The following is a 16,119-nucleotide window of genomic DNA, read 5'->3' as shown; positions in this document are numbered from 1 at the left end:
CCCGGTCCCGGGGGCGTCCCGCACCGCTTACTGGGAGCGTCCTGCACCTCGTTCCGGGGTCATCCCACACCCCGTTCCGGGGTCATCCCACAGGGTGGACGGATCGGCCCGGACAGGTCGCATGGCAGGGTCGCGCTGAAGCGCGACACGTGCCACGATCGTGGGCATGGGCAACCTGCTGCTTCTGATCGTCGTCGCGCTCACCGTGGGCGCCGTGGTGTTCGGGGTGATGACGCTGGTCACCGGGGGTGACCCGGGACTGACTCCGGCCGAACCCGACGAGCGCGCCACGCCGTTGCCCGCCGATCGGCCCCTCGTCGAGGGCGACATCTCCACGGCGACGTTCGACGTCGGCTGGCGCGGATACCGCATGGCCCAGGTCGACCAGACGCTGCGCCGCCTGGCGTACGACATCGGCTACAAGAGCGAGCTGATCCAGGTGCTGGAGGCCGAGGTCGCCGCGCTGCGCGAAGGCCGCACCGAGGACGCCGAGACGCTCGCCCGCACCCGGGCCACGGCGCTGGGCCAGTCCGTGCCGTCGGCCGGAGCGCTCGCGGCCGCCGCCGGATCCGACGCCGAGCCGGTCGAGGACGAGGCTCCGCAGCCGGTCGACGCCGAGCACGACACCGACACCGACGGCGACGCCCCGGCGGAGACCACCCCGGCGCCCGCCGCCGAGCCGGTCCGGCGGTGACCGGGAGCGACCCGGCCGCACCCGGCTCCGGCGAGGTCACCGCGACGATCATCGTCGCCGCCCCCGCCGAGCGGGTCTACGCCGCGTTCACGGCCTGGGAGCGCCAGAGCGACTGGATCCCGCTGACCAAGGTCCGGGTGATCGAGGGCGACGGCGGCGAGGGCAGCCTCATCGAGGCGGTGACCGCCGCCGGGCCGGCGACGCTGCGCGACGAGATGCGCGTGGTGAAGCTCGACCCGCCGTACGAGGTGCGCGTCGTGCACTGCGGCAAGGTGCTGCGCGGCCCCGGGGTCATGCGCTGCACCCCGATGGCCGGCGACCGCACACAGGTCGTCTGGCACGAGTGGTTCCACCTGCCCGGCGGGGTCGCCGGACGGGTGGCGTGGCCGCTGCTGTGGCCCGGTTCGAAGGTCAGCCTCAAGCAGGCCCTGAAGCGCTTCGCCCGAATGGTCGAGTCCGGCCGCCTCCCGTGAGTGAATCCTCGTCGGGACTGCCGTGGAAGGTCGAGGTCGACCTGCCCGCCCTGGCCGCGCGGATGGCGCGTTACCGCAGGCCTGCCGCAGGCGCCTGAGTCAGCTGACCTGGGCCGGGGTTATCGCCTGTACGGCGGGCCGTTCGGCGGGAGCCCAGCCGGGGCCGCGCAGCAGCGTGGCGGGCCAGTGCCATACGCGGCGGGTGCGCAGGTCGCGGACGATGGCCGCGTACTCGTGATAGGCCACGCGCAGCGGGTTGTGGGTCGCGATGTTCGTGGTGAGGCCGTACACGGGGCGCTCGGTCTCCGGCGCGAAGCTGCCGAACATCCGGTCCCAGATGATCAGCATGCCGGCGAAGTTGCGGTCCAGGTAGCCGCCCTGTGAGGCGTGGTGCACCCGGTGGTGCGACGGGGTGTTGAACACGAACTCGAACGGCCGCCACATCTTGTCGATGCGCTCGGTGTGGATCCAGAACTGGTACACCAGGTTGATGCCGCCGCAGAACGCGGTGATGCGCGGGTCGACGCCGACGGCCGCCAGCGGCAGGTAGAACAGGAAGCCGGTGAAGCCGGTCCAGCTCTGCCGCAGCGCGGTGGACAGGTTGAACGTCTGCGCCGAGTGGTGCACCACGTGCGAGGCCCACAGCACGCGGATCATGTGGTGGCCGCGGTGCGACCAGTAGTAGCAGAAGTCCTGTGCGATCAGGAACAGCGGCAGCGCCCACCAGTGGAACTCGATCCGCAGCGGCGTGGCCAGGAAGACCGCGCTGGTGACGACCGCGGTCCCGAGGCCCCACAGCACGTCCCAGCCGAGGCTGCCCAGACCCATGCTCAGGCTGGTCGCGGTGTCCTTGCCGCCGTAACCCACCTCGTCGGAATCGGGATGGAACCAGTAGGACACCCGTTCGAGGACCATGAGCAGAATGAACAGCGGGACCGAGTACAGCACGACAGACGGGAAGTGCGGCAGTTCCATGGGTTCCGAAGAGTATTCGCGTATGGCAGAGGGGGCAATAGGGTGAGCGTGGTGATCGGCGCGGACGGGCTGGCGCGATGTGCCTGGTCGGGCAGCGCCCCGGAGTACAACGCGTACCACGACGACGAGTGGGGGCGGCCGCTGCACGGCGACGACGCCCTATTCGAGCGGCTGAGCCTGGAGGCGTTCCAGTCCGGGCTGAGCTGGATCACCATCCTGCGCAAGCGGCCCGCGTTCCGGCAGGCGTTCGCCGGGTTCCACATCGCGTCGGTGGCCGCGTTCGGGCCCGCCGACGAGCAGCGGCTGCTGGCCGATCCCGGCATCGTGCGCAACCGGATGAAGATCGAGGCGACGCTGCACAACGCGCGGGTGGCGCTGGAGCTGGAGGGCGGGCTGAGCGCGCTGCTGTGGTCGTACGCCCCGGACGCGGCGACCCGGACCCGCCCGGCCACGATGGGCGAGGTCCCCGCGACCACCCCGGAGTCGGTGGCGATGGCCAAGGCCCTGAAGAAGCGCGGGCTGCGCTTCGTCGGCCCGACCACCGCGTACGCCCTGATGCAGGCCACCGGCATGGTCGACGACCACGTCGCGGGCTGCCATCGCGCCGCGCTGTGATGGGATGAGGCTGTGGAGAGAGAGTGGCTGGTCAGCGTGTCCTTGCCGATCGAGGCGGCCACGCCCGCCGAGGCGGTCGCCGAGTTCTGGCGGTACGTCGTCGAGCTCGGCCCCGCCGAACTGCCCGCCTTCGTGTCCCCCGCAGGTGACGAGCTCGCCATGACCGCCTACGTCTCCGACGGCCCCGCCCCCCTCGACCCCGAAGAGGATTGAGCCGCAGGCGCCCTGCCCGCGCAGGGCGCCTGTGCTGCTAGCGGCCCTCGAAGCGCGGGGTTCGCTTCTCGACGAAGGCGTTCGTCGCCTCGCGGTGGTCGGTGGTGCTGCCGGCGGCGGTCTGGGCGGCGAGCTCGACCGCCAGCGCGTCGGCCAGGGTGCCGGTGGCGCCCTCGAACAGCTCGCGCTTGATCTGGGCGTACGCCACGGAAGGCCCCGCCGCCAGGCGGGCGGCCAGCTCCTGGGCCGCGGGCAGGACGTCGTCGTCGTAGTCGAGCAGGCGGGTCAGCAACCCGAGGCGGTGCGCCTCCTCGCTCCTGACCGGCTCGGCCAGCAGCAGCAGCTCGGTGGCCTTGGCGTGGCCGACCAGGCGCGGCAGGGTCCACGACACCGCCGAGTCGGCCGCCAGCCCCACCCGCGCGAACGCCATCAGGTACGACGTCGACGGCCCGCCGATGCGGAAGTCGGCCAGGAACGCCAGGCCCGCACCCGCGCCCGCGGCGGCGCCGCGCACCGCGGCCACGACCGGCTGCGGCAGCGCCGCCAGCGCGGTGACCATCGGGTTGTAGTGCTCGGACACGGTGTCCAGCGGCGCCTTGGTCTCCAGCGCGGACAGGTGCTCGCGCAGGTCCTGCCCGACGCAGAAGGCCCGCCCGGCACCGGCGAGCACCACGGCCCGGCAGGTCGCGTCGGTGGCGAGCTCCAGGAAGGTGTCCCGCAGGGCCTCCTTCAGCGCCACGTCCAGCGAGTTCAGCGAGTCGGGGCGGTTCATGGTCACCGTGGCGACGCCGTCGGTGCGGTCGACGAGCAGCGGTGCGGACATCAGTTCTCCCTGAGGCAGTGATCGACGAAACGGTCGGCGGCGGGCCGCAGCCGGGCTGCGTGCCGGTCGAAGAACGCGGCCGCCGCGGTGCCGGGCCAGTCGGGCGGCAGCACGGAGGCGGGCAGCTGGGGGTCGCGGAAGAGGAACGCGCGCCAGGCGTGGACCAGGGCGCAGCGGGTCGCGTACGCGCTGCGGTCGTCGGTGAGCCTGGTGACGGCGCTGACGGCCGGAGTGAGCTGTGCCACGAACCCTGAGTATGCGGCGCCGACGGCGGAGATGTTCCAGGCTCGGGAGATCATCGCGGCCGAGTCGCCGCCGGTGTGGGTCGCCGAGAACCGGTCGAAGCGCACCCCGGCGTCGACGAGGAGCTGGTCGGCCTCCCCGGCCGGGCGGGCGGCGATCCAGACCGACTGCTCCAGGCGGCCGTACCCGAGGAAGGCCAGGTCGGCGGCGAGGCGGTCGCGTTCGGTGCGCCGCAGCGCCGCCGGTTCCGGCAGCGCGACGACGATCAGGTCGAAGCGGCCGTCCCAGCCGCCCCGGCCGGTGCGGTAGATGCGCGCCGCGGCCTCGTCGAGGCGGCGCACCGCGCGCGGCGTCAGCTGGTATCCGGGGCCTGAGGGCAGGCGTACGGGCGCGAGCCAGCCCTGTCGCACCATCCGGGACACCGCCGTACGGACGGCGGGCGCCGCGACGCCGAGCGGCGCGAGCAGCCGGATCAGGGCCGCGATCGGCGCCCTTCCGCCACGTTGTCGCAGGTGATCACCGTAGAGGTCGAAGAGTGCGGAACGGGCCTGCATGAGGGGTGATTGTGACAGATGTGAACTGTGGTGGCGAGATGATGTCACAACGTGACCGGCCCGGTTTGGGCTTCGCGTGGTCCATCAGGGAAAATCATTGGTCGGCACCCACGCACGGCTCACCCAACCGTGACGGGTGCCGGACAGCGTACGACGGCGCGCGGCCGCGACGGGCAGCCTTCGGGCAGGTCCGCCAGGCCGGATGTCGGGCGTTGCAAGGCGGGGAGGCCCGCCGAAGTCTTGCATTCCAACCCGGGTGCAGGTCTGGCAAGTCTGAGGGGAGACACACATGGCGGCGATGAAGCCGCGGACGGGCGACGGTCCGCTGGAGGTCACCAAAGAGGGCCGGGGAATCGTCATGCGCGTGCCGCTGGAGGGCGGCGGGCGGCTTGTGGTGGAGATGACACCAGACGAGGCCACTGCCCTGGGCGAGGCGCTCAAGCTCGCCGTCGGCTGACGACGGCTCAGTAACAAGCAAGGCACACCCCCCGCCCGGGTCCGCCGCCGTGCCGACGGCGCTCCCGGTCGGCTCGCCCCCTCCACGGCAACTGTGCTCCGGGTGCCGCGCGCGAGCGCGCGGCACCTCGCCCTTTGCCCCGAAACCGCTGCCTGACCTGGCGGCGGCGTTCCGCCTCGGCCGCGGCCGGTGGCCGGGTGGAACGCGGTAGGGTCAGGCGGCTGGTTACGTGGCGGTGGAGGTGCGAATCATGATCGACATTCGACTCGGTGGCGCGCGACCGGAGTCGGCGCAGGGCTGCGTGGCGGTCCCGGTGCCGGCGGCGGACGGCGGAGCGCCGGTCGCGATCACGCCTGGCCTGCTGCCCGACGACGTCGCCGCCGAGGCGGCGGCCTACCTGGCCGAGACCGAGCACAAGGGGGCGGCCGGCTCGGTGCAGTCGCTGCCCCGCCCGCTGCGGCAGCCGTCGAAGCTGCTGCTGGTCGGCGTCGGTGCCGGTGACGAGGCCGGCTGGCGGACCGCCGGCGCGGCGCTGGCCCGTGCCGCCGTCCGCGAGGCGGAGCTGACCGTGCTGGCCCCGGCCGAGCTCACCGACGCGGCCCTGCGCGGCCTGGCCGAGGGGCTGTGGCTGGCGTCGTACCGGTTCGCGATGATCGAGCCGAAGGCCGACGCCGCGCCGAAGCTGGCCCAGGTCACCGTGGCGGTGGCGGCCACGCCGGAGCGCGAGGCGGCGCTGGCGGCCGCGCGTACGGTGTCCGACCTCACCCGCTTCGCCCGGGACCTCACCAACACCCCGTCGCAGCTCAAGACCCCCGCCTGGTTCGTCGAGCAGGTGCTCGCCCGCACCGGGGCCCGCGTCACCGCGACCGTGCGCGACCAGGACCAGCTCGCGGCCGAGGGCTTCGGCGGCATCCTCGCCGTCGGCGGCGGCTCGGCCCAGCCGCCGCGCCTGCTCCAGCTGAGCTGGGCGCCCGAGGGCGCCACCCGGCACGTGGTGCTGGTCGGCAAGGGCATCACGTTCGACACCGGCGGCATCGACATCAAGCCGACCGAGGCCATGCAGCTGATGCGCAAGGACATGGGGGCCGCCGCGACCGTCTGCGCCACCATCCTGGCCGCGGCCGAGCTGGACCTGCCGGTGCGCGTCACCGTGCTGGCGCCGCTGGCCGAGAACATGGTCTCCGGCAGCTCCTGGCGCTCCGGCGACGTCGTCACCCACTACGGCGGCCTCACCTCCGAGGTGCACAGCACCGACGCGGAGGGGCGGGTCGTGCTCGCCGACGCGATGGCGTACGCGGTGGCCCGCCTGGAGCCCGACCTGCTGCTCGACCTGGCCACCCTGACCGGGGCGTCGCGGGTCGCGCTGGGCAAGAAGACCGCCGCGGTGTTCAGCGACAACGAGGAGCTGGTGGCCGGGATCGGCACCGCCGCCGCGCAGGCGGGCGAGCTGGTCTGGCGCCTGCCGCTGGCCGACGAGTACGTCAAGGACGTCGCCGCCGAGATCGCGGACCTCAACAACGCCGCGGGCAACCCGGGCGCCATCACGGCCGCGCTCTACCTGCGCGAGTTCGCCGGACCGCTGCGCGACCGGTGGCTGCACGTGGACATGTCGGCCCCGTCCTGGAGCGGCGGCACCGACGGCGAGCTGGTCAAGGGCGCCACCGGCTGGGGTGTGCGCACCCTGGTCCGCTGGTTGCAGGGGCTCGCGGCCTAGGCCTTCACCGCGGCGAGCAGGCCCTCGCCGATCGGCAGCACGGCGGGCTGCCAGCGCTCGTCGTCCCGGATGGCCAGGGCCACCTCGCGTACGGTGAACACGTCGCGGCCGGTGGTCAGCACGCCGTGCAGCACCACCAGGCCGCCGGGGCGCAGCAGCCGGAGCGACTCGTGCACGCACGACGCGTACTCGGTGGGCTCGGCGTCGACGAAGACCAGGTCGTATGCCCCGTCGGCCAGACGCGGCAGCACCTCCAGCGCCCGCCCGGTGATCACCCGGGTGCGCGAGGCCGGGAACCCCGCCTCGACGAACAGCCGCCGGGCCATGCGCTGGTGCTCGGACTCCCGCTCGATGGTGGTGAGCACCCCGTCGGGGCGCATGCCGCGCAGCAGCCACAGCCCGCTGACCCCGGTGCCCGTCCCGATCTCCACCACGGCGCGGGCGCCGCACGCCCCGGCCAGCATCCGCAGCGCCGCGCCGACCGCCGGGGACACCGGTTGCAGGCCCACCTCCACGGCCAGCCCGCGGGCCGTCTGCGCGATCAGGTCCTCCGGGACGAAAGACCCCGGGAAGTCCGAAGCGGGTCCAGGCTGGCGCTGCAGCGTCGTCATGTGCGCACCTTCCGCGAACAGTGATTTTTCACGTTAGAACCGTGCCATCCTGGAGCCGGGGACGGACGGGGGGCTGGTCAGTGACCGACGGCTGGGTTTATCGCCGACCGGATGACGAGGATCGCGCGGCGGCACGCAGCACGCCGCCGGCTGTCGCACCGGCGTCGCATTGGTGGTCCGATGCGCTCAACGATCCGTGGCGTGATCCGCACTCGCCGGCGACGCTGACGCCGCCCGTGGAGCGGACGCACGAGCCCTCGCCCGAGCCGCTGGCCGAGCCCGACCATACCCGACGTCGTACGTTGTGGACAGTCGCCGGAGCGGCGGTGCTCGCGGGGCTGCTCGCCGGAGTGCTCGGCGGCGCGATGGGCGTACGTTTCAGCGACGATCCGGTCACGGTCCGCTCGGTGCTCGGCGCCCCCGGCAGCTCGCCGGTGCAGCGCGCCCCCGATTCCCTGGCCGCCGTCGCCCGCATGGTCCTGCCCAGCGTGGTGACGGTCCGGGTGCCGGTCGACGGCAGCGTCTCACTGGGCTCCGGCTTCGTCGTCACCTCCTCCGGATACGTGGTCACCAACGACCACGTGGTCTCGGGCGGCTCCGGCGTGGCCACCGTGATCTTCGACGACGGCAGCACCTCACCCGCCAAGCTGGTCGGCTCCGACCCCGAGTCCGACGTCGCCGTGCTCCAGATCCAGGGCAAGCACCAGGTGACACCCGCCGTGCTGGGCGACTCGGACACGGTCGCGGTGGGCGACGCGGTGGTCGCGGTCGGCTCGCCGCTGGCGCTGCGCGGCACGGTGACCGCAGGCATCGTCAGCGCGCTGGACCGGCCCATCGCCACCGCCGCCGACAACGGCACCACCCGCTACTACGCGGCGATCCAGACCGACGCCGCGGTCAACCACGGCAACTCCGGCGGCCCGCTGGTCGACGCGGCCGGGCAGGTCGTCGGCATCAACGCCGTGATCAAGTCGATGGCGGGCAGTGAGGATTCGGCGGGCAACATCGGCCTGGCCTTCGCCATCCCGATCAACCACGCCCGCCGCGTGGCCGACGAGATCATCGCGGAGGGCCGGGCGCACCGGACCGTGATCGGCGCCGAGCTGGAGGACTCGTTCCGCGGCCCGGCGGGCGGGGTGAAGCTGGGGCAGGTGGTGTCCCTGGGGCCGGCCGCCGAAGCGGGCATGCGTACCGGCGACGTGGTGGTCGCCTACGGCGGGCACGTCGTCAGCGAGCCCACGGATCTCATCGCACTTGTGCGGAAAGCTGCACCGGGTGACGTGGTCAAAGTGACCTATAAACGAGGGTCTACCAGGCACGATACGTCGGTGACCCTCGTCGCTGACGCCGACTGAGGGGTGGCCCGCCGGGCTGGGGCAGACGTACCCTTGCCGATGCGGAACTCAGTCGGGAGGCAGCAGTGCTAGACAACCTGAACAGCTGGGAGTTCATCGGGCTGCTCCTGCTCGCCCTGCTGATCTTCGGCGAGAAGTTGCCCAAGGTCATCCAGGACGGGATGCGCATGCTGCGCAACCTGCGCGCCATGGCGACCAACGCCACCGGCGACCTCAGCCGCGAGCTCGGCACGGACATCCGCATCGAGGACCTGAACCCGAAGGCGTTCGTCCGCAAGCACCTGCTCAGCGAGGAGGACGAGGCCGCGCTGCGCAACCCGCTCACCGGTCTCTACCAGGACCTGCGCAACGAGGTCGACGGCGTGAAACGCTCCGCCCAGGAGACCCGCACCTCGATCAGCGCGATGACCTCGACTACCCCGTCGCCCGAGGTGGCCGCGACCCCCGCCGCCCCCGCCCCGCGGGTCCACAACTTCGACGACGCGACCTGACCCCGTCGTCCCCTTCGCTACCTGAAACGGCGATCACCCGGGTTTGCCCCGACGGTGATCGCCGTTTTCGGTCGAATAGCGCGCCCAAAGGCCGTTTCCTGACCGCAGACAGCGATCAAACCGGCCAGCCCGCGGGCAGGATCGCCGCGGCCAGCGCCGTGCCCGTCGGCTGCCAGGCATGGTCGCCGCGGCCAGCCTGGAGGCATGATCGCCGCTTGCGGTCAGGACCTGGCCGTGGGGCACAGGTTTGGACCGCAGGCGACGATCATGCCGGGCAGGCTGCGGGAGGAACTGGGCCGCGGGCTACTTGCGGGCGGGGGACAGGCCCAGGGACTTGCCGATGAGGGAGTCGCGGCGGACGGCCAGGCGGTCGGCGATGGCGTTGAGGGCCTTGCCGGCGGGGGAGTCGGGGGCGCTCAGCACCACGGGGGTGCCGTCGTCGCCGGCCTCGCGTACGCCGGTGTCCAGCGGGATCTGGCCCAGCAGCGGCACCTGCGCGCCGGTGAGGCGGGTCAGCGAGTCGGCCACGGTCTGGCCGCCGCCGGAACCGAACACCTCAAGGACGGTGCCGTCGGGCAGGGTCAGCCCGGACATGTTCTCGATGACGCCGACCAGGCGCTGATGGGTCTGCAACGAGATGGCACCCGCGCGCTCGGCGACCTCGGCCGCAGCGGCCTGCGGCGTGGTGACCACCAGGATCTCGGCGGTGGGCAGCAGCTGGGCCAGCGAGATGGCGATGTCGCCGGTGCCGGGCGGCAGGTCGAGCAGCAGCACGTCGAGGTCGCCCCAGTAGACGTCGGCGAGGAACTGCTGGAGGGCGCGGTGCAGCATCGGCCCGCGCCACACGACGGCGGCGTTGCCGCTGGTGAACATACCGATGGAGATGACCTTCACGCCGTGCGCCTGCGGCGGCATGATCATGTCTTCGACCTGGGTCGGGCGGCCTTCCACGCCGAGCATGCGCGGCACCGAGTGGCCGTAGATGTCGGCGTCGACGACGCCGACGGACATGCCCCGGGCGGCCAGCGCGGCGGCCAGGTTGACGGTGACGCTGGACTTGCCGACCCCGCCCTTGCCGGAGGCGACCGCGTACACGCGGGTGCGGCTGCCGGGCTGCGAGAACGGGATCACCGGCTCGGCGGCGGCACCGCCGCGCAGGCGCTTCTGCAGGTCCTGGCGCTGGTCGGGACTCATCACACCGAAGTCGATCTCGACGGCGGTGATGCCGGGGACCGTGGTCGCGGCGGCGGTGATGTCGGTGCGCAGGGTGTCCTTGAGCGGGCAGCCCGCGACGGTGAGCAGGATGCGGACATGCGCCGTGCCCGAGTCGACCTTGACCGACTCCACCATCCCCAGCTCGGTGATGGGACGGCGGATCTCCGGGTCGTTCACGGAGGCGAGCGCCGTGAGGACGGCCTGCTCGTCGGTGTTCACAGCAGCGGCGGACATGCGCCCATGCTACCCGCGGTATTGATCATCACTGCCCATCCGGTGGGCGCGGTGGCATGCGCAACATTCCCGCGTACGGCTGAGTGATTCTCGCGTACCGGATGAGCTAAACCGCGCGGCGTGGCAGGATCGATGGGGTCGGCCGCGCGCCATGCCCCTTGCGGCGCGCGGCCCCTTCCATGCCCGCAGCGGCGGCCCCTCACGCGGTCCGGTTGCCACGCTGTTCGAGCTGGTGGCGGCGCTGCGCCGCGTCGTCGAGCTCCTCGGCCAGCTTGGCCAGCTCGGAGCGGATGTAGTCGCGGGTGGCGACCTCGTTCAGCGCCATCCGCAGCGAGGCGATCTCGCGGGCGAGGAACTCGGTGTCGGCTTTCTGCGCGGTGGCGCGGCGGCGGTCCTCGTCCAGGGTCAACCGGTCCCGGTCGGCCTGCCGGTTCTGCGCGAGCAGGATCAGCGGCGCCGCGTACGACGCCTGCGTGCTGAAGAACAGGTTGAGCAGGATGAACGGGTACGGGTCCCAGCGCATCCCGAACACGCCGATCAGGTTCAGCAGGATCCACACGATCACGAAGATCGTCATGTAGACGATGAACTTGGCCGTACCCATGAAGCGGGCGAACTTCTCGGCGAAGTCGCCGAACGCCTCCGGGTCGAGCCGGGGCAGCCGTACCCCGCTGGCGTCGCGCGGCTGGTCCAGCCGCCCGCGCTCGCTCATCGCGCCCCGCTCACGACGGGCTCCGCGGGGTCTCGTGCCGTTCCCGCCAGTCGCGCGGCAGCAGGTGGTCGAGCACGTCGTCGACGGTCACCGCGCCCACCAGCCGGTCGGCCGAGTCCACCACCGCGATCGCCACCAGGTTGTACGTCGCCATCCGCCGGGTGATCTCCGCCAGCGGCAGGTCCGGCGGCAGCGGCGCGATGTCGCGCTCCAGCACCCCGCCGAGCAGGTCGGAGGGCGGCACGCGCAGCAGTCGCTGGAAGTGCACCGTGCCCAGGTAGCGGCCGGTCGGGGTGTCGATCGGCGCCCGGCACACGAACACCTGCGACGCCAGCGCGGGGGACAGGTGCTTCTCCCGGATGCGGGCCAGCCCGTCGGCGACCGTCGCGTCCGGGGTCAGGATCACCGGCTCGCTGGTCATCAGCGCGCCCGCGGTGTTGGGCCGGTAGTGCATCAGGGCCCGGACCGGGGCGGACTCCTCCGGCTCCATCAGGTCCAGCAGCAGCTGGCGCTCGACCGGGGGCAGCTCGGCGAGCAGGTCGGCGGCGTCGTCGGCGTCCATCTCCTCCAGCACGTCGGCCGCGCGTTCGCGGTCCAGCCGGGCCAGGATGTCGACCTGGTCGTGCTCGGGCAGCTCCTCCAGCACGTCGGCGAGGCGCTCGTCGTCCAGGGCGGCGGCGACCGCGTGGCGGCGCTGGTCGGGCAGGTCCTGCAGGGCGCTGGCGAGGTCGGCGGGGCGCAGCTTCTCCAGCACGGTCAGCAGCGAGGCCGTGCCCTGGATCACCGACGGATCGATCAGGCCGGTGAGCTCCTCCCACTCGAACTGGTGCAGCTGCCCGCGCCGGCCCAGGCGGCTGGTCACGTCGCGCACCGCGACCCGGCCCAGCTGCCACTCCCCGGCCCGGTCGGACTCCATCGCCACGTCGACCACCATCGCCACGCTGCCGTTGGGCGTGGTCACGCGCCGGTCCAGCAGGTCGGCCAGGACCAGCAGCTCGGTCGCGTTCTTGGCGAACCGGCGCAGGTTGATCTGCCCCGAGCTGAGCACCACGCTCTCGGTGTCGATGCCGGTGATCCGGCCGATGGGCAGGAAGATCTGGCGGCGCAGCGGCATCTCCGCGACGATGCCGACGACCTGCGGGGGATGGGTGCTGCGTACCCGGACGACCACGTCGCGGACCCGGCCCACCTGGTCGCCGTTCGGGTCGAAGACGGCGAGGCCGGCGAGCCGGGCGACGAAGACCCTGGTCACCGTGGCCATATTGGCATGTTATGCGTATTTATCACATGGTTGGCGGCGTTCCACCAGCCCCGTGGCGCGGCAGCCTCAGCGGCGGCGTACCCGGTGCAGCCGGAACGGCTTGCGCGTCGCGTTGGCCGCCGGGGTGGGCCGGACCTCGGCCCGCTCGGATGCGTCACCCCGGGGCACCGGCTCGCCCGCCGGGCTGAGCGCCAGGAGCACGCACTCGTCCGCCCACCGCGCCGCCAGGGCCTCGGCCGTGCCGGGCGCGTTCAGGCGCTTTCCCGCCATGGTCACCGCGACCGACGCCCAGCGCTCGTCCTGCGGCCCGATCCGCTCCACCGCCGCCGGGTAGGTCGCCACGGCGCCGCCGTGGTCACCGCGCAGCGTCACGGTGGCCGACCCGGCCTCCGCGAGTCCGGGCGCGGACTGCTCGCCGGGCCCCAGGACCACGTGCAGTCGGCCGTCCTGGGGCAGGCACCACAGCGCGTACGCGGGGCCGCCGGCCACGGCCACCCACGCGATCGCGGCCTTCTTCCCGGCCTCTTCCACCAACGGATCGGTCATGCCCACCATTCTCACCCGCCCCACCCCACCCGACACCAGCCCCGCCCACCCCGCCCGCCCCCGCGCCGTTCCGGTCCGGTCCGGTCCCAAGTTGCCGGGCAATCGGGCGTATGCGGGCGCAAGATACGCCCGATTGCCCGGCAACTTGCCCCGGCCCGCCCCGCCCCGGCCCACGCGGCCCGGCCCCACCTGGCCCACCCGGCCCGGCTGGCCCTGGTGGGGCAGGGGCGGGGGCGGTTATGGGGGCGGGTGGGTCAGGGGAGGGTGGCGGGGGTGGGGGCGAGGGCGAGGGCGGTGGCGGCGGGGAGGGTGGGGGCGGCCGGGCCGGTGAAGGCGTCGTCGGTGGCGAATACCAGGTGGTCGACCAGGTCGGGGGCGGACAGCCGGATCGCCCGGATGCCCAGCGCCTCCGCGCCGCTGAGCTCCCGCGACCCGCCGTCGCCGACGAACGCGCAGTCCCGCGGGTGGACGCCGAGCTGCTCGCAGGCGGTCAGGTACATCTCCGGACGCGGCTTGCAGTGTCCGACGTGTACGGAGAAGACCTTCGCGTCGATCAGGTGCGTGATCGGCAGGCTGCGCATGATCTCGGGCAGCTCCCAGGCGCAGTCGCTCACGACGGCGAGCCGGACGCCGCGCCGTCTCAGCTGCCACAGGGTGGGGAAGGCCTCGGGGCGCAGCCGGGTGTCGGCGCGTACCGCCATCAGCCGGGCGGCCTGCGCGGCCCGCAGCCGGGAGGCGCTGGGCGCGACGCCGAGCTCGTCGGCGATCCAGCGCAGGGTCTCCAGCGCGTCGCCGTAGGCGGCGCGGCAGCGGGGGTAGAAGGACGTGTCGAGCACCGCCCGGTACTCGGCCGGATCGCAGCCCAGCAGGCGGGGCACCAGATCGTGTGCCGGGCCGCGGGTGCAGGCGCTGGTCAGCGTGCCGTAGAAGTCGAGCAGCAGCGCGCGCGGGGAACCGGGATAAACCGAATGGTATGGATCCATTCGGTTGAGAGTAATCATACGGTCACGTGAATGACATAGGATGATCGCTCACAGTGTCCACAAGATCGCACAGAGTGGTATGGCAGGATCGGGCGACGTGCGCCCCAGGCTCGACACGCTCACCATCGCCGCCGTGACGGTCGCGATCATCGCCGTCTCCTCGTCGGGCGCGCTCATCGCGTACGCCGCGGCCCCCGCCCTGGCGATCGCCTTCTGGCGCAACGCCCTGGCCGTCGGCGCGCTCGCCCCCGTCGCCGCCGTACGCCGCCGCGACGAGCTGCGCGGTCTGCGGGCCAAGGGCGCGCTGCGCTGGTGCCTGCTGGCCGGGGTGGCGCTCGCGGCCCACTTCGCCACCTGGGTGCCCGCGCCCAAGCTCACCACCGTCGCCACCGCCACCGCCCTGGTCGCCACCCAACCGGTGTGGGCCGGTCTCATCGCGCTCGGCCAGGGGCGCAGCCTGGGCCGCTGGACCTGGTGCGGCATCGGCGCCGCCGTGGCCGGGGCGGCGCTCACCGCCGGCGTCGACTTCACCAGCGGCGGCCACACCGCGCTGCTCGGCGACGTGCTGGCCGTCGTCGGAGGGCTCATGGCGGCCGTCTACACCTCGCTGGGCGAGAAGGCACGCGCCCAGACCAGCACCACGACCTACACCACCGTCTGTTACTCGGTCTGCGCGCTGCTGCTGCTCACGGTCTGCCTGATCTTCGGCGTCCCGCTGTCCGGGTACGCCGGTTCGACCTGGCTGGCGCTGCTGGCGCTCACCGGCGGGGCCCAGCTGCTGGGCCACTCGCTGCTCAACTACGCCCTGCACAAGATCTCGGCGACCACGATCAGCGTGCTGGTGCTGCTGGAGGTGCCCGGCGCCGCCCTGCTCGGCTGGGCCTGGCTCGGCCAGGCACCTCGCCCCGCCGCCTGGCCCGGCATCATCCTGCTGGTCAGCGGCGTGGCCCTAGTCGTGCTGGGCGCCCGCCGTACCCCCGTACCCCCAACGCCAGACCCGCTCGACCTAGACACCGACCCGCGATCGGCCGCCGACCGCATCGGTGAAGGAGCGTGACATCGCCGAAGGCGATGCAGCGACGCGCCGATGCGGTCGGCTGAAAGGCCGATCGCCGCGCCCGCGGAGGCGGGCGCCGACAGCAGAGCTCAGCCCTGGCGGACGCTCTGACCGCCGTCGACCACGAGCATCTGCCCCGTGATGTATCCCGCCGCGGGCGAGCACAGGAACGCGATCGTCGCCGCGACCTCGTCCGGGGTGCCGGGGCGGCCCATCGGGGTCTCGTATCCCTGCTTGAGCTCGACCAGGGTCGACGCCGAGGTGTGGATGGTGCCGGGCGCCACCGCGTTGACGGTGATGCCGTCGGCGACCAGCTCCATCGCCAGCGCCCGGGTCAGGCCGAGCACCCCGGCCTTGGCCGCGGCGTAGCCCGCCTCGGCGGGCAGCGCGTTGACCGGGCCCGCGGTCGCGGACAGGTTCACGATGCGGCCCCAGCCGCGCTCCGACATGCTGCTCAGGAACGCCCGGCTGCACAGGAAGGCCGTGGTGAGGTTGCGGTCGATCTCGGCGCGCCACTCCTCGAAGGACAGCTGCGCCACCGGCCGGATCACCTCGGGCATGGCCCGGCTGGTCAGGCCGGCGTTGTTGACCAGGATGTCCACGTCGCCGAGCTGCTCGGTGACGGCGTCGGCGAGGGCGCCGACCTCCTCCTCCAGGGTGAGATCGGCCACGAAGCCCAGCACGCCCAGCTCTCCCGCGCGCTCGTGGATGCGCCGGGTCGTGGAGACCACGGCGACCTTCGCACCGAGCGCGGCGAGCTGGCGAGCGGTGGCGAAGCCGATGCCGTGCGGGCTGCCCGCGCCGGTGACCAGGGCGATCCGGCCGTCCAGCCGGAAGGGATCCATCCGCTCGTTCATGGTTCGATCCTGCCGGTTTGTCCGAGCTGACGCTAG

The 16,119-nt window shown here is 72.9% G+C and carries 18 protein-coding genes and 1 pseudogene; 9 read left to right on the top strand and 10 right to left on the bottom strand.

Annotated features, from left to right (window positions below; genetic code table 11):
• Window positions 1-166 precede the first annotated feature (166 nt).
• A complete protein-coding gene (locus Cs7R123_RS17700; protein WP_212827854.1) occupies window positions 167-694 on the top strand; it encodes a DivIVA domain-containing protein in 528 nt (175 codons plus the stop codon).
• The gene (locus Cs7R123_RS17695) at window positions 691-1,167 is read left to right on the top strand and encodes an SRPBCC family protein (RefSeq protein WP_212827853.1); all 477 of its coding nucleotides are present in this window, start codon (window positions 691-693) and stop codon (window positions 1,165-1,167) included. The genes Cs7R123_RS17700 and Cs7R123_RS17695 overlap by 4 nt, the downstream gene beginning before the upstream one ends.
• A 99-nt stretch (window positions 1,168-1,266) precedes the next feature.
• On the opposite strand, the gene Cs7R123_RS17690 is transcribed toward Cs7R123_RS17695, so the two are convergent.
• Window positions 1,267-2,142 carry a sterol desaturase family protein gene (locus Cs7R123_RS17690; RefSeq protein ID WP_212827851.1) on the bottom strand — a complete coding sequence of 292 codons (876 nt, stop codon included), beginning with the start codon at window positions 2,140-2,142 and terminating at the stop codon, window positions 1,267-1,269.
• 42 nt (window positions 2,143-2,184) lie between these two features.
• On the opposite strand from Cs7R123_RS17690, the gene Cs7R123_RS17685 reads away from it, so the two are divergent.
• Window positions 2,185-2,757 carry a DNA-3-methyladenine glycosylase I gene (locus Cs7R123_RS17685; RefSeq protein WP_280517301.1) on the top strand — a complete coding sequence of 191 codons (573 nt, stop codon included), beginning with the start codon at window positions 2,185-2,187 and terminating at the stop codon, window positions 2,755-2,757.
• 24 nt (window positions 2,758-2,781) lie between these two features.
• Window positions 2,782-2,970: pseudogene (locus tag Cs7R123_RS17680) on the top strand (hypothetical protein); the annotation flags it as partial.
• Window positions 2,971-3,007: 37 nt separating this feature from the next.
• Here Cs7R123_RS17680 and Cs7R123_RS17675 read toward each other — a convergent pair.
• Both Cs7R123_RS17675 and Cs7R123_RS17670 read right to left on the bottom strand, forming a co-directional pair.
• A complete protein-coding gene (locus Cs7R123_RS17675; protein WP_212827845.1) occupies window positions 3,008-3,793 on the bottom strand; it encodes an enoyl-CoA hydratase-related protein in 786 nt (261 codons plus the stop codon).
• Window positions 3,793-4,590 carry a PaaX family transcriptional regulator C-terminal domain-containing protein gene (locus tag Cs7R123_RS17670; RefSeq protein ID WP_212827843.1) on the bottom strand — a complete coding sequence of 266 codons (798 nt, stop codon included), beginning with the start codon at window positions 4,588-4,590 and terminating at the stop codon, window positions 3,793-3,795. The genes Cs7R123_RS17675 and Cs7R123_RS17670 overlap by 1 nt, the downstream gene beginning before the upstream one ends.
• A gap of 289 nt (window positions 4,591-4,879) precedes the next feature.
• On the opposite strand from Cs7R123_RS17670, the gene Cs7R123_RS17665 reads away from it, so the two are divergent.
• Entirely contained in the window at window positions 4,880-5,047 is a 168-nt protein-coding gene (locus Cs7R123_RS17665; protein ID WP_120317235.1) for a DUF3117 domain-containing protein, read from the top strand.
• A gap of 250 nt (window positions 5,048-5,297) precedes the next feature.
• Window positions 5,298-6,761 carry a M17 family metallopeptidase gene (locus Cs7R123_RS17660; protein WP_212827841.1) on the top strand — a complete coding sequence of 488 codons (1,464 nt, stop codon included), beginning with the start codon at window positions 5,298-5,300 and terminating at the stop codon, window positions 6,759-6,761.
• On the opposite strand, the gene Cs7R123_RS17655 is transcribed toward Cs7R123_RS17660, so the two are convergent.
• Window positions 6,758-7,372 carry an O-methyltransferase gene (locus tag Cs7R123_RS17655; RefSeq protein WP_212827839.1) on the bottom strand — a complete coding sequence of 205 codons (615 nt, stop codon included), beginning with the start codon at window positions 7,370-7,372 and terminating at the stop codon, window positions 6,758-6,760. The two genes, Cs7R123_RS17660 and Cs7R123_RS17655, sit on opposite strands and share 4 nt — an antisense overlap.
• Window positions 7,373-7,452: 80 nt before the next feature.
• Here Cs7R123_RS17655 and Cs7R123_RS17650 point away from each other — a divergent pair, with 80 nt between their 5' ends.
• Both Cs7R123_RS17650 and Cs7R123_RS17645 read left to right on the top strand, forming a co-directional pair.
• Window positions 7,453-8,727, top strand: a complete 1,275-nt coding sequence (locus Cs7R123_RS17650) for a S1C family serine protease (RefSeq protein WP_212827837.1) — start codon at window positions 7,453-7,455, stop codon at window positions 8,725-8,727.
• A gap of 65 nt (window positions 8,728-8,792) precedes the next feature.
• Window positions 8,793-9,218 carry a hypothetical protein gene (locus Cs7R123_RS17645; protein WP_212827835.1) on the top strand — a complete coding sequence of 142 codons (426 nt, stop codon included), beginning with the start codon at window positions 8,793-8,795 and terminating at the stop codon, window positions 9,216-9,218.
• 303 nt (window positions 9,219-9,521) lie between these two features.
• Here the strand turns inward: Cs7R123_RS17645 and Cs7R123_RS17640 are convergent, their stop codons facing one another.
• From Cs7R123_RS17640 to Cs7R123_RS17620, 5 genes are all read right to left on the bottom strand, one after another.
• Window positions 9,522-10,667 (bottom strand): Mrp/NBP35 family ATP-binding protein, encoded by a 1,146-nt coding sequence (locus Cs7R123_RS17640; RefSeq protein ID WP_212827833.1) that lies wholly within the window; start codon window positions 10,665-10,667, stop codon window positions 9,522-9,524.
• Between the two features lie 199 nt (window positions 10,668-10,866).
• Complete coding sequence (locus Cs7R123_RS17635; protein ID WP_212827832.1) at window positions 10,867-11,379, bottom strand: DUF1003 domain-containing protein; 513 nt, start codon at window positions 11,377-11,379, stop codon at window positions 10,867-10,869.
• A gap of 10 nt (window positions 11,380-11,389) precedes the next feature.
• The gene (locus tag Cs7R123_RS17630) at window positions 11,390-12,640 is read right to left on the bottom strand and encodes a magnesium transporter MgtE N-terminal domain-containing protein (protein WP_212827831.1); all 1,251 of its coding nucleotides are present in this window, start codon (window positions 12,638-12,640) and stop codon (window positions 11,390-11,392) included.
• Between the two features lie 66 nt (window positions 12,641-12,706).
• Complete coding sequence (locus tag Cs7R123_RS17625) at window positions 12,707-13,195, bottom strand: hypothetical protein (RefSeq protein WP_212829235.1); 489 nt, start codon at window positions 13,193-13,195, stop codon at window positions 12,707-12,709.
• Between the two features lie 245 nt (window positions 13,196-13,440).
• Complete coding sequence (locus Cs7R123_RS17620) at window positions 13,441-14,169, bottom strand: HAD family hydrolase (protein WP_244871885.1); 729 nt, start codon at window positions 14,167-14,169, stop codon at window positions 13,441-13,443.
• 79 nt (window positions 14,170-14,248) lie between these two features.
• Between Cs7R123_RS17620 and Cs7R123_RS17615 the strand changes: the two genes are divergently transcribed.
• The gene (locus Cs7R123_RS17615) at window positions 14,249-15,226 is read left to right on the top strand and encodes a DMT family transporter (RefSeq protein WP_212827829.1); all 978 of its coding nucleotides are present in this window, start codon (window positions 14,249-14,251) and stop codon (window positions 15,224-15,226) included.
• Window positions 15,227-15,315: 89 nt separating this feature from the next.
• Here Cs7R123_RS17615 and Cs7R123_RS17610 read toward each other — a convergent pair whose 3' ends face one another.
• Window positions 15,316-16,083, bottom strand: coding sequence for an SDR family NAD(P)-dependent oxidoreductase (locus Cs7R123_RS17610; protein WP_212827827.1), 768 nt, complete (start codon window positions 16,081-16,083; stop codon window positions 15,316-15,318).
• Between the last annotated feature and the right edge of the window lie 36 nt (window positions 16,084-16,119).

It is taken from the genome of Catellatospora sp. TT07R-123 (assembly GCF_018327705.1).
Lineage (GTDB): Bacteria > Actinomycetota > Actinomycetes > Mycobacteriales > Micromonosporaceae > Catellatospora.
The sequence above is the reverse complement of the archived record's forward strand: the minus strand, read 5'-3'. Positions and strand labels throughout refer to the sequence as shown.